This window comes from Methylocystis silviterrae (genome assembly GCF_013350005.1).
GTDB lineage: Bacteria > Pseudomonadota > Alphaproteobacteria > Rhizobiales > Beijerinckiaceae > Methylocystis > Methylocystis silviterrae.
The window spans coordinates 279,102-290,372 of sequence record NZ_JABVWW010000001.1; the positions used below are offsets into that span (position 1 = coordinate 279,102).

Sequence of the window (11,271 nt, forward strand, 5' to 3'; positions counted from 1 at the left end):
TCTGACGTGGATGCCCGCGACAAGCGCGGGCATGACGCGAAACCACATGAGGCGTTGATCCGGCTATGGCTGAAAAGGTGGCCGGTCCCGAGATCGAAAAACTGGTGCAGCTCCTGGCCAAATTGCCGGGGCTCGGTCCGCGCTCGGCGCGGCGCGCGGCGCTGCATCTCATCCGCAAGCGCGAGGAACTGCTCGCGCCGCTCGCCGAGGCGATGCGCGTCGCGCAGGAGCGTATCGTCGTCTGTTCGGTCTGCGGCAATATCGATACGAGCGATCCCTGCACCATCTGCCGCGACGCGCGCCGCGACGCTTCGATTCTCGTTGTCGTCGAGACGGTCGCCGATCTCTGGGCTCTGGAGCGGGCAGGGCTGCTCAATGCGCGCTATCACGTGCTCGGCGGCGTGCTGTCGCCGCTTGACGGCGTCGGCCCCGACGATCTCGCCGTCGCGAGCCTCGTCACGCGCGTGCGCGCCGGAGAGACTCGCGAAGTCGTGCTTGCGGTCAACGCAACGGTCGACGGCCAGACGACCGCGCATTACATCGCCGATGTGCTGGCGCCGTCAGGCGTGAAGGTGACGCGGCTCGCCCATGGCGTGCCGGTCGGCGGCGAACTCGACTATCTCGATGAGGGAACGCTTGCGGCGGCGCTGGAGCGGCGCACGGCGTTTTAGAGTGCGTTTTTGAGAGCCGTCATGGCTGGCTTGACACCGCCGTTCAGCGCAGGAAGCGATTACTTCGCTGCGGTTTTCGATGTGATGATCTTGTCCCAGTCCTCGACGCCGATCTCGCCGGTGTATTTGTCGCCATTGACGAAGAAGGTCGGCGTAGAGTTGACGCCAAATTTCTCAGCGGCGCGATTGCGCACCTTATTGACGTTCTCGTAAAGCGCCTGATCCTTTAAGATGGCCTCGAACTTCTCCTGGCCGAGACCAGCCTGCTTCAGGACATTGGCCAGACCGTCGAGCGGCTTATCGGAGAAGGCCCAATTCTTCTGTTGCGAGAACAGAAGATCGACCGTCGCGTCGCGCTTGTCGCCGAGTTCGCGCGCCAGCATGAAGGCGGCCGTCGCGAGCGGATCGAGCGGGAACTCCCGCAAAATGAATTTCGCCTTGCCCGTGTCGATATAGTTCTTCTTCAGCTCCGGATACACATCGTGATGGAACGCCGCGCAGTGGCTGCACGTCATCGAAGCATATTCGACGATCGTCACGGGAGCGTTCGCCGCGCCTTCCACCACGTCCGGCAGAGCATTCGGCGCCATCAGCTCGTCGACCGCAACCTTGCCCGAAGGCGACTTGTCGGCAAGGGCGGGAGCAGCGGCGAGGAGCGCGCAGGCGGCGCCGACAAGGAAACCACGACGGGGCATAAAAGCGAAGGGCATGTGCGGTCCGTAACTGTTGCGACGCCAAAGACCATACCGTCTTCGACAATTGTGGCAAATCAAATCTGGCGAGGATGTGGAGCCGCTAAGCGGGCGCTACAGCCCGTGTTTCGGCCGAATGAACCAGTAAAGCACGCCGATAAAAGCGAGCACGACGCCGAACCAGAATACGACGTCGCCGAGCATCAGGTCCCTCATGGTGTAGCTTAGAACGCTGACCAGCAAGCCGCCGATCGCTATCCAGAGGGGACGCTGACTGCGTTCCTTCTCCGCCGGCCGCTTCTTCGGTAGCCCGGACACGCGCCTCTCCTTCTGCGTTCCCTTGACGCTGCGGCCGTCTTTCAGCTTGCTTGCAAGCGATGACGGCGCTTTTGCGCTAGAGCAGGTTCCGAAAAAGTTGACAGACTTTTTCGATGAGAACCTGCTCCAACATTTTGATTTTGAGCGATTCCTTATCGATCACATGAATCCATGTGATCGGGAAGCGCTCCAGAGTTTCCGATTGCGGTCCCACAGTCAAGAACGGGCAAAAAAACAGCCGCTCCACGCGGCTGTCTTCTTCACATTGCTGCGCCTCGAGGTTAGCGCGAATAGAACTCGATGACGAGGTTCGGCTCCATCTGCACGGGGTAGGGCACCTCCGTCGCATGCGGCACCCGGATGAGCTTCGCAACCATCTTGGTGTGGTCGACGTCGTAATATTCCGGCGTGTCGCGCTCCGCGAGCTGAACCGCCTCGAGCACGGTCACAGCCTGTTTCGAGGCTTCCTTCACCTCGATCACGTCTCCGACCTTCACCTGATAAGACGGAATGTTGACGCGCCTGCCGTTGACGCGGATGTGGCCGTGATTGACGAACTGGCGTGCGGCGAAGACCGTCGGAACGAATTTCGCGCGATAGACGATCGCGTCAAGGCGCCGCTCCAAAAGGCCGATCAGATTGTCGCCGGAGTCGCCCTTCAACCGGATCGCTTCCGCATAATATTTGCGAAACTGCTTTTCGGAGATATTGCCGTAGTAGCCCTTGAGCTTCTGCTTGGCTTTGAGCTGCGTGCCATAGTCGGAGAGCTTGCCCTTGCGCCGCTGTCCGTGCTGTCCGGGGCCATATTCGCGGCGATTGACGGGGCTCTTCGGCCGGCCCCAGATGTTCTGGCCCAGGCGGCGGTCAAGCTTATATTTTGATTCTGCGCGCTTCGTCACTTTGACTCTCGTCCTCTCATGGTCGCGTTTGAGGCGTGCGAGAGGCGAAAGACGAAATGCGTCCGGAGCATTGCACTCGGACGTCGTCCAGATTCGCGTCTCTCGCCGCCCCCGGCCAGCGCCGGGGCTTCAAGAACGCGCCCTCCTCTGCCGTCAACCGGCCGACAGGCGTTTGCAGCAAACGCCACGGGTGCTGGCCTGGCGCGAACGGGCCGCGTCAGGCTCGTGGGGAGCTAAAGGAAAGCGCTCCCTAAGTCAAGATTTCTTGAGAGAGGCTGACTTACGGCCACCAGAACGGAAAACCCTCATCGTAAGGCACGATCATGCTCGCGTTGTAGGGCGGCCGCTGCGGAAGCGTCTCCTGCATATACCAGCTGCGCTGGTTGCGCTCGATCGGATCGTGATTGAGGTAGGTCTGCTGCACCATGTAGCGGTTGGTGCTGCCGACCGGCACCTGGGTGCCGGGATCGAGCCAGCTGCGGCGCTGGATGTCGATCGGACCGCGGGCGCAACAAGCATCGCTCGAGGACACGCGATAGCGGGACTTGGCGAGCGCATCGCCCGCCGCGAACAACACCAGACAGGCGAGCCCCGCCGACAGCACTTTATTCCTGCGCATCACGATCCCCTTTTGGACTGAACGCCGTAGATCATAATAGCGGATCGTTTCGCAAAAGCGAATTAAAGCGGGCTTTTCCCGCCAGCAATACGCCGTCAGGGTGAATGCGGAACGCTTAGCGCGTGATCTGTGCGCCTTGGCGCGATGTCCGCGCATGCGAACGGCGCGCGCCCTGCGCTGGACGCGCGGCGTTCTTTTGCGCTGGGATGGTCGCGGTCAGGTCGTCGCGCGAGATGTCGCCGCAGCCAATGGCGCGCGTCGACGCCGCTTGCGCGAAGAAGTCGTTCAGCGCCGGATTATCCGGACTCGCCGTGTAGTTGATGCGGTCGAGCAGGCAGCCGAGCGCGACCCGGTCGATCGGTTTCGCCGATTCGCCGCAAGCCAGTCCGGCGATTTCGAGAGCGAGCTTCCCCTCGATGAAACGCGCCGCAATGCAGCTGCGTTCGCTCGCCGCGACGCCCTCGGACGCGGTTTGCGAGAGCCGTATTTCGGCCGTCTCAAACGCCCCGAATTTGGTGATGAGCGCGCTCGGCTGGCCGATCTTCGCGACGTTAAGGCCGGCCTGGGCGGCGTGTCGGGCCATGTCGAGGAAGAAATCGGACGTCTTTTCCTTGTCGACGATATCCTGATGAATATCGACGCGCATGAATGGCGCGCCCATTGCGAATTGCCCGACGGCGATCGTGTCGATACGGCCGGAGCCGTTCTCGCTGTCGCGCACGGCGATGGTTTTTTTCTCCCGGTCGAACTCCGGCGCGGCGATGTCGAATGCGCTGAAGGGCTTCGCCATCAGCGCCGAGGCCTCGATGGCTTCGACGGAAACCTTGGTGGAAATCTTGCGCGATGGCGCGACAGGGACGCGCGGTTGCTCGACGTTCGCCGCGACTTTCGGTTCAGCGGTCCCGGGTCCGCGCGGAAGAAGGACGAGTGCGGCGAAGAGAATGATCGTCGGCCCGACGCCCATTCCGATCGCTGCGCGAACGCCCGCCGGGCGGGCGCGCAGCGGCTGCGCATAACGCCTGTAGTTGGGGTCCAATTCGGCAACGCTCATGAGACGCGACTCCGGCGGCCCGCGGCGGCCGCGGGCGGAAAACGCGCCGAGTTTGCGCAGTTGTTTCAAAAGTTAGCGTTAACGGCCCCGCGCGAATTGGGGCATGGTGAATGAAAGGTTTACGCGACGCGCAAAGAAAAGGCCCGCGCCTTGCAGCGCGGACCCTGAAACCAGCGGTCGAGGAGAGCTTACTCTTCCTCGTCCTTCTTGGCTTTCTTGGGAGTCTCTTCGCGGGCTTTGAGCGCCGCGCCGAGAATGTCGCCGAGCGAAGCGCCAGAGTCGGCCGAGCCATATTGCGCGATGGCCTCCTTCTCTTCAGCGACTTCGAGCGCCTTGATCGAGACGGAGACCTTGCGGGCCTTGCGGTCGAACAGCGTCACGCGGGCGTCGACCTTCTCGCCGACGGCGAACCGTTCAGGGCGCTGGTCGGCGCGGTCGCGAGCGAGTTCGCTGCGCTTGATGAAGGTGGAGAGATCGGTGCCGGCGATCTTCACATCGATGCCGGACTCCTTCACCTCGATCACCTCGCAGGTGACGACGAGGCCCTTTCTGAGCTCGCCGCCTTCTTCGGCGCTGACAGAAGCGAACGGATCGCCCGCAAGCTGCTTGACGCCCAACGAAATGCGCTCCTTCTCGACGTCGACGTCGAGGACCTGGGCGTTGATGGTATCGCCCTTCTTATACTCCTCGATGACCTGCTCGCCGGGACGGTTCCAGTCGAGATCCGACAGATGGACCATGCCGTCCACGTCGCCGTCGAGGCCGATGAAGAGCCCGAACTCGGTCTTGTTCTTCACTTCGCCGGAGACGGTCGAGCCGACCGGATGCTTCTCGGCGAAGGCCTCCCACGGATTCTGCAAGCATTGCTTGAGGCCCAGCGAGATTCGGCGTTTGACCGGATCGACCTCGAGCACCTGAACGTCGACTTCCTGGCTCGTCGAGACGATTTTGCCGGGATGGACGTTCTTTTTCGTCCAGCTCATTTCCGAGACGTGGACGAGGCCTTCGATGCCAGGCTCCAGTTCGACGAAAGCGCCGTAGTCGGTGATGTTGGTCACGCGGCCGTGGAATCTGGCGCTGATCGGATATTTCGCCTCGATGCCCTGCCAGGGATCCTCGAGCAGCTGCTTCATGCCGAGCGAGATGCGGTGCGTCTCGTGATTGATCTTGATGATCTTCACCTTGACGGTCTGACCGATGGTCAGCACCTCGGACGGGTGATTGACGCGCCGCCAGGCGATGTCGGTGACATGCAGCAGGCCGTCGATGCCGCCGAGATCCACGAAGGCGCCGTAGTCGGTGATATTCTTCACGACGCCGTCGATCACCTGACCCTCTTCGAGGTTGGCGACGATCTCGTGGCGCTGCTCGGCGCGGCTCTCTTCAAGCACGGTGCGACGCGAGACGACGATATTGCCGCGCCGGCGGTCCATCTTCAGGATGTGGAACGGCTGCGGCACGTTCATCAGCGGGCCGACGTCGCGGATCGGTCGGATGTCGACCTGGCTGCGCGGTAGAAAGGCCACGGCGCCGTCGAGGTCGACGGTGAAGCCGCCCTTGACCTGATTGAAGATGACGCCCTCGACCTTTTCATTGGTCTCGAAGGCTTTTTCGAGCTTGACCCAGCTCTCTTCGCGCCGCGCCTTGTCGCGCGAAATGACGGCTTCGCCGAGCGCGTTCTCGACGCGCTCCAGGTAGACTTCGACCTCTTCGCCCACTTGGGGAGCGGGGTCGCGGCCATAGCCGGTGAATTCCTTGATGGCGACGCGGCCCTCGGTCTTAAGGCCGATGTCGATGACGGCGACATCCTTTTCGATGGCGACGACGCGGCCCTTGATGACGGAGCCTTCGAAGGCCTCGTTCTGGCCATAGCTCTCATCAAGCAGAGCGGCGAAATCTTCGCGCGTAGGCGCGCGATCGGTCGTAGCGGACATTTGTTCTCCCGAGAGCCCAGAGAGGGCGGCGCCGGCAAGGGTTAGCGTTGCAGATCGGCTTTCGGCGATCGGACGTCCCCCGCGGCTAAAACGCGAGGCTGGACGAAAAGTTCGCTAAGCGAACTGCCGGCGCGGCCCGATGTCGAAAACCAAAGCGAATGCCCCAGCTTGGTTACCGAGGCGGGGCCTATCTACCAGCGGCGCGCCGCCGTCGCAAGCGCGCCGAAAAGAAAAGAGTCGACGCGGCCTGCGCAAAGCCATGATATTGCACTGCAATAAGTTAACAATATACTGTTTTAATATAATAATCATAATGCAAAAGGGCTCGTTTGTTGGCGAATTTCTCGCTAGCGGAATCGCAGCCGCACGCATAGTCTGCGTCCTACTGCCACGCTTCGGCGCGCCGCCAAGCGTCAGCGCCGGCGCGCCCGCCGCCCGGAGCAACATTGGCGCGCCGGGCCGCTTGGCCGAAGCCCAGTAGAACTTCGCTCTCGCCGTCCAGACGGCGAGAGCGTCGACTTCCCGTCGTTGCGACGGGGATATAAAGAGGAGAAGAGATGAAGACGAATATTATTTCAGGTTCGGCTCTTGCCGCCGCCGCCGTCGCCCTTGCTCTGAGCGGCGCATCGGTTGCGCCCGCCCACGCGCATTCCGCGAAGTCGACCCACGCGAAGACCCATTGCGGCGCCAAGGGAACATGCCGCGGCATGGCCAAGTGCCACCACAAGGCGCAGTGTCACCATCACAAGGGTCGCTGCAACATGAAGAGCCGCTGCCACAGCAAGTAATCGGCTTGCGCGGGGGCGGCGCCTACGGCCGTCCCCGCCACGCTGATGCGGCTCCGGCATGAGCGGCGATGCCTGAGAGGGGAACACGTCATGGAAAAACCCGCGCCGCTTGGCTACGGCTTGGGTCTGCGGCCAATCTATTATGAAGAGATCCTGTCGTCGCGCCCGCCGATCGACTGGTTCGAAATCATTTCTGAAAACTACATGCTCGCCGGCGGCAGGCCTTTGGCGATGTTGGAGCGGATACGCGCCGATTATCCCGTCGTCATGCACGGCGTCTCGATGTCGCTTGCGTCAACCGATCCGCTCAACTTCGACTATTTGCGGCAGTTGAAGGCGCTCGCCGAACGCGTCCAGCCGGCATGGGTTTCAGATCACATCGCCTGGACAGGCGTTCATGGCGTGACGCTCCACGATTTGCTGCCGATTCCCTATACGCGCGAGTCGCTTGCGCATGTTGTCGAGCGCATCCAGCGGGTGCAGGATTTTCTCAAGCGTCGTCTGGTCGTTGAGAACGCCTCGACCTACGTGTCCTTTGTCGATTCCGAGATGAGCGAACACGAGTTCGTTCGCGAAATGGCCGAGCGCGCCGACTGCCTGTTGCTGCTCGACGTCAACAATGTTTTCGTCTCGAGCTTCAACCACGGCTTCGATCCGGTCGCGTTCATCGATGGCGTTCCGGCCGATCGCGTCGTGCAATTTCACATGGCGGGTCACACCAATAATGAGACGCATCGCGTGGACACACACGACCAGCCGGTCTGTGATGAGGTCTGGGCGCTCTACGAGCACGCGCGTCGGCGCTGCGGCGACGTCTCCGCCATGATCGAGCGCGATGACAATTATCCGCCGCTCGCGGAGCTTTTGGACGAACTCCAGAATATGCGTGATATCGACGCCCGTATCTCAAAAGAGCAAGCGCTCAGCGCGGCATGAAACTCGCCGATTTTCAGTCTCTGTTTCAGCAGCGTGTGCTGGCCGGCTCTGGAGAGGCGGACAAGCCCCTCCTGAAAAAATTGAGGCCGTCGCCGCGCGGCGCCACGCCAGAGACGCTGCTGGACGTCTATCAGACGGGCTACCGCATACGACTGGCGGACTTTGTCTCGCAGGATCACCCGGGGCTGCGCGCGATTCTCGGAGACGAGACGTTTGACGGGCTGGTCGACGACTACATCGACCAATGTCCGTCGCGCGATCCGAACGCCCGCTGGTTTACGACCGGACTGCCGGACTTCATGCGCGAAAATGCGCGCTGGCGCGACGATGGCGCGGCCGTGTCCATGGCGCTGTTTGAGCGCGCCATGGTCGACGCCTTCGACTCCGCTGACGAAACGCCGGTGACGGTGCAGGCGCTGGCGGGTTTTGCGCCCGACGATTGGGCGCGGCTCGCCTTCGAATTCGACCCGAGCCTAACGCTGCTCGAACTCGTCGCTGGCACTATCGAGGCCTATAGCGCGGCGATCAGCGAGGAGGCGCCGGCGAAAGTCGATAAGCCCGCGGCGGGCGATCACATCGAATATGCCGCCGTATGGCGCGTCGATCATGAATCCGCCTATCGCCAGCTCGAGCCCGACGAATATGTCGCGCTTTCCGAAGCGCGCGCCGGCCACGCCTTCGGCGACATTTGTCAGATGACCGCCTTTCAGCAGGCGGGCGAGATTGCGCCGGAGCGGCTGGCGCAATCGCTGTCGAGCTGGTTCGAGGACGGCATGATTATCGGCGTGCGCGTCCGCGGGGACGATCAGTCTTCGAATACGCCTTCAAGCGCGTAGTGCTGGACGCTCTTGCGGTTGGCGATGAGTTCGTCGGCCGTGGGCTCGCCCTTCATGGCGCGAGAGATCGCGAGCTTCGTCGCTTCGTAATTGGTGCGATAGAGATCCTTCTTGTCGAGCTCCGCATGGGTGGCGCAACGCGGATCGAGCCAGACCATGATGATCATGCAGAGCTCGTTGAGCTGATCCTTGGGGAGTATCCCTTCGGCGATGCAGTCGACGATGGCGTCGCCGGTCGCCGCCTGCACGACGCCGCCGAGAAGCTCGACGTAATCTTCCGATTTAACCGTCATCTTCGTGGTCATCATGGTCGACGGCCGCACCTGCTGGTTGAGGTCGCGGATGACGAACATGCGCGGATGGCCGGCGACCTGGCCGGCCATGCTGGCGAAGGCGTGCCCGACCGGGCCCTTGACGTTGCCGATCATCACCTCCGGCATGGCGTCGGTATATTGTCCGTCCGCGGCCAGAACCGTCGCTTCGCCCGTCGCCAGCCAGATATGCTCGGTCATCGTCGTTCCTCTTGCGTTGATCGAGGGCTCGATAGCATCGCGCGCCGTTACATGGAAGCCGGCGATCCTCCGGCTGAGCGGCGTTGCCGGCGCATTGGCCGCACGTCATGATAGGCGGCGCGCGCCCTCAACATGCACGCATCGTGAAGGGGAACCCTGTGACAGACAATCCAACTCGGTCGTCGTTGCGGCTGTGCGTCGCGATTGTTGCGGTTGCCTCCCTAGGAGCCGCAACCTCGGCGCATGCTGGTTGTCCGCGCGCGCGTTCGCAAAACAGCGACGTCGCGACGACGATCACCTTCGTCAATCAGTCGGGCGAATATCGCGGCATCTATTGGAAGGACTTCTCCGGAAGCGACAAGAGTTATGGCGGTCTTAATCCTGGAGAGCGCAAAACGATCAGCACCTATTTGACCCATCCGTGGGAAATCACCAACGGACCGGGAGATTGTTTGCAGCTCGTATTTCCGCGTCCGGGCGGTTCAATCGTGCGCCTGACGGCGCGCAGTCAGCGTGCGCAGCATCCCCCACAGGGCGAGTAGCGATGAAGAATCGCAGGGGAAACCCTCCTCGAGCGTTTGATCCGGCGCTAAAATGATTTCGCCCTTTTGCCGATCCTTGCGGCCAGCGCCTCTTTGTCGCGCGAGAGAGTTTCGATCAACCCGCGCTTGATGCGCGTGACCAGCCCTGGCCCTTCATAAACCAGCGCGGAATAAAGCTGCACCAGCGTCGCGCCCGCTTCGATCTTGGCGAGCGCCGCATCGGCGCTGTCGACGCCGCCGACGCCGATCAGCGGAAACTGCCCTTCCACGCGTAAAAATGTTTGCGCGAGCATGCGCGTCGAGAGGTCGAACAGCGGCGCGCCGGAGAGGCCGCCGCTCTCCTTCGCCAAAGGCGAACGCAGCGTCGCGGGGCGCGACACCGTCGTGTTCGACACGATCATGCCGTCGATGCGCCGATCGCGTGCGACGCGCACGATGGCGTCGAGCTGTTCGAGCGTGAGATCGGGCGCGATTTTGAGGAGCAGGGGCCGCCGAACCGGCGCCGCGTCGCGCGCCTCAATGACGCGCGCGAGGAGATCGGACAGCGCTTCCGGCTCCTGAAGATCACGAAGGCCCGGCGTATTCGGCGAACTGACGTTGATCGTGAAATAGCTGGCGACGTCGGCGAAGGCGCTGACGCCCGCGACATAGTCCGCCACGCGGTCGGCGGCGTCTTTGTTTGCGCCGATATTGACGCCGACGATTCCTCGCCGCGCGCGCTTCGACAGGCGCGCCAGCGCCGGCGCATGGCCCTCATTGTTGAAGCCGTAGCGATTGATGACGGCGCGGTCCTCGATGAGGCGAAAGGCGCGGGGACGCGGATTGCCAGGCTGCGCGCGCGGCGTCAGCGTTCCGACTTCGACGAAGCCGAACCCGAAACCGAGCATGGCGTCGGCGACTTCGGCATTTTTGTCGAAGCCTGCCGCGAGGCCGATCGGATTGGGAACGTCGAGACCGAAGGCGTGGACCGCGAGACGCGAATCATTCGCCGGCGGCGCCCGACAGGGCAGCAGTTTCAGCGCGGCGATCGTCGCATGATGCGCCGTTTCAGCGTCGAGCAGACGCAAAAGCGGCGATGCGATCGCGAAGGCGCCCGTCATTTCAGGACGGCCGAAAAGTCATGCCGGCCGTCCGCGCCTAAGGGCAGCGGATCAACGCGCGCAACCGACTCGAGAGGAAGCGGCGCATAAAGATGCGGGAAAGGCGCGCCGCCGCGCGAAACCTCCCATCTGAGCGCCTCGCCGAGCGCGGCGGCGTTCACCGCGACGAGCAGCAGATCGGTTTGGCCGGCGAAATATCTCGCCGCTGTTTCCTCGACCTGATCCGCGGCCGAAAAGTGAATGAAGCCGTCGGCGAGATCGACCGCCGCGCCGCTAAAGACGCCCGCCGCTTCCACTGCACGCCACTCGGATTGCGAAACGATTTTGTAGATATGAGTCACGAGCCAATCAGCCTTGTCTCAAGCCCGCCGAG

At 62.5% G+C, this 11,271-nt stretch carries 14 protein-coding genes; 5 read left to right on the top strand and 9 right to left on the bottom strand.

Features of this window, described 5'->3' with window-relative positions; genetic code table 11:
* Positions 1-65: 65 nt before the first annotated feature.
* Positions 66-671 (top strand): recombination mediator RecR, encoded by a 606-nt coding sequence (recR, locus tag HUN39_RS01305; RefSeq protein ID WP_175092705.1) that lies wholly within the window; start codon positions 66-68, stop codon positions 669-671.
* Positions 672-730: 59 nt separating this feature from the next.
* On the opposite strand, the gene HUN39_RS01310 is transcribed toward recR, so the two are convergent.
* The 6 genes from HUN39_RS01310 to rpsA form a co-directional block, all read right to left on the bottom strand.
* Positions 731-1,381: a DsbA family protein gene (locus HUN39_RS01310; RefSeq protein ID WP_175092706.1), complete on the bottom strand. Its 651-nt coding sequence runs from the start codon at positions 1,379-1,381 to the stop codon at positions 731-733.
* Between the two features lie 96 nt (positions 1,382-1,477).
* Entirely contained in the window at positions 1,478-1,681 is a 204-nt protein-coding gene (locus HUN39_RS01315) for a hypothetical protein (RefSeq protein WP_123177540.1), read from the bottom strand.
* Between the two features lie 281 nt (positions 1,682-1,962).
* The gene (gene rpsD / locus HUN39_RS01320; RefSeq protein ID WP_175092707.1) at positions 1,963-2,580 is read right to left on the bottom strand and encodes a 30S ribosomal protein S4; all 618 of its coding nucleotides are present in this window, start codon (positions 2,578-2,580) and stop codon (positions 1,963-1,965) included.
* A gap of 280 nt (positions 2,581-2,860) precedes the next feature.
* Positions 2,861-3,199, bottom strand: a complete 339-nt coding sequence (locus HUN39_RS01325) for a hypothetical protein (RefSeq protein ID WP_175092708.1) — start codon at positions 3,197-3,199, stop codon at positions 2,861-2,863.
* Positions 3,200-3,314: 115 nt separating this feature from the next.
* Positions 3,315-4,250, bottom strand: a complete 936-nt coding sequence (locus HUN39_RS01330; RefSeq protein WP_175092709.1) for a hypothetical protein — start codon at positions 4,248-4,250, stop codon at positions 3,315-3,317.
* 188 nt (positions 4,251-4,438) lie between these two features.
* Positions 4,439-6,184 carry a 30S ribosomal protein S1 gene (rpsA, locus tag HUN39_RS01335; RefSeq protein WP_175092710.1) on the bottom strand — a complete coding sequence of 582 codons (1,746 nt, stop codon included), beginning with the start codon at positions 6,182-6,184 and terminating at the stop codon, positions 4,439-4,441.
* Positions 6,185-6,741: 557 nt separating this feature from the next.
* Here rpsA and HUN39_RS01340 point away from each other — a divergent pair.
* The 3 genes from HUN39_RS01340 to HUN39_RS01350 all read left to right on the top strand — a co-directional run bounded on the left by HUN39_RS01340 (position 6,742) and on the right by HUN39_RS01350 (position 8,744).
* On the top strand, positions 6,742-6,972 hold the full coding sequence (locus HUN39_RS01340) for a hypothetical protein (RefSeq protein WP_124738695.1): 231 nt from the start codon (positions 6,742-6,744) through the stop codon (positions 6,970-6,972).
* 90 nt (positions 6,973-7,062) lie between these two features.
* The gene (gene bufB / locus HUN39_RS01345) at positions 7,063-7,908 is read left to right on the top strand and encodes an MNIO family bufferin maturase (RefSeq protein ID WP_175092711.1); all 846 of its coding nucleotides are present in this window, start codon (positions 7,063-7,065) and stop codon (positions 7,906-7,908) included.
* The gene (locus tag HUN39_RS01350) at positions 7,905-8,744 is read left to right on the top strand and encodes an HvfC/BufC N-terminal domain-containing protein (protein ID WP_175092712.1); all 840 of its coding nucleotides are present in this window, start codon (positions 7,905-7,907) and stop codon (positions 8,742-8,744) included. The genes bufB and HUN39_RS01350 overlap by 4 nt, the downstream gene beginning before the upstream one ends.
* On the opposite strand, the gene fae is transcribed toward HUN39_RS01350, so the two are convergent.
* Positions 8,714-9,256, bottom strand: a complete 543-nt coding sequence (fae, locus tag HUN39_RS01355; RefSeq protein ID WP_154453408.1) for a formaldehyde-activating enzyme — start codon at positions 9,254-9,256, stop codon at positions 8,714-8,716. The genes HUN39_RS01350 and fae overlap by 31 nt on opposite strands.
* 158 nt (positions 9,257-9,414) lie before the next feature.
* Between fae and HUN39_RS01360 the strand changes: the two genes are divergently transcribed.
* Positions 9,415-9,798, top strand: a complete 384-nt coding sequence (locus HUN39_RS01360; RefSeq protein ID WP_175092713.1) for a VHL beta domain-containing protein — start codon at positions 9,415-9,417, stop codon at positions 9,796-9,798.
* 47 nt (positions 9,799-9,845) lie between these two features.
* On the opposite strand, the gene HUN39_RS01365 is transcribed toward HUN39_RS01360, so the two are convergent.
* A complete protein-coding gene (locus HUN39_RS01365; protein WP_175092714.1) occupies positions 9,846-10,898 on the bottom strand; it encodes a quinone-dependent dihydroorotate dehydrogenase in 1,053 nt (350 codons plus the stop codon).
* On the bottom strand, positions 10,895-11,239 hold the full coding sequence (locus HUN39_RS01370; RefSeq protein ID WP_175092715.1) for a DUF952 domain-containing protein: 345 nt from the start codon (positions 11,237-11,239) through the stop codon (positions 10,895-10,897). The genes HUN39_RS01365 and HUN39_RS01370 overlap by 4 nt, the downstream gene beginning before the upstream one ends.
* Positions 11,240-11,271: the final 32 nt, after the last annotated feature.

Excerpts from the sequence above, each read along its gene's own strand:
- HUN39_RS01350 (WP_175092712.1), top strand. The coding sequence starts at position 7,905 with ATGAAACTCGCCGATTTTCAGTCTCTGTTTCAGCAGCGTGTGCTGGCC.
- fae (WP_154453408.1), bottom strand. The coding sequence starts at position 9,256 with ATGACCGAGCATATCTGGCTGGCGACGGGCGAAGCGACGGTTCTGGCC.
- rpsA (WP_175092710.1), bottom strand. The coding sequence starts at position 6,184 with ATGTCCGCTACGACCGATCGCGCGCCTACGCGCGAAGATTTCGCCGCT.
- bufB (WP_175092711.1), top strand. The coding sequence starts at position 7,063 with ATGGAAAAACCCGCGCCGCTTGGCTACGGCTTGGGTCTGCGGCCAATC.
- HUN39_RS01340 (WP_124738695.1), top strand. The coding sequence starts at position 6,742 with ATGAAGACGAATATTATTTCAGGTTCGGCTCTTGCCGCCGCCGCCGTC.
- recR (WP_175092705.1), top strand. The coding sequence starts at position 66 with ATGGCTGAAAAGGTGGCCGGTCCCGAGATCGAAAAACTGGTGCAGCTC.
- HUN39_RS01330 (WP_175092709.1), bottom strand. The coding sequence starts at position 4,250 with ATGAGCGTTGCCGAATTGGACCCCAACTACAGGCGTTATGCGCAGCCG.
- HUN39_RS01325 (WP_175092708.1), bottom strand. The coding sequence starts at position 3,199 with ATGCGCAGGAATAAAGTGCTGTCGGCGGGGCTCGCCTGTCTGGTGTTG.
- HUN39_RS01365 (WP_175092714.1), bottom strand. The coding sequence starts at position 10,898 with ATGACGGGCGCCTTCGCGATCGCATCGCCGCTTTTGCGTCTGCTCGAC.
- HUN39_RS01310 (WP_175092706.1), bottom strand. The coding sequence starts at position 1,381 with ATGCCCTTCGCTTTTATGCCCCGTCGTGGTTTCCTTGTCGGCGCCGCC.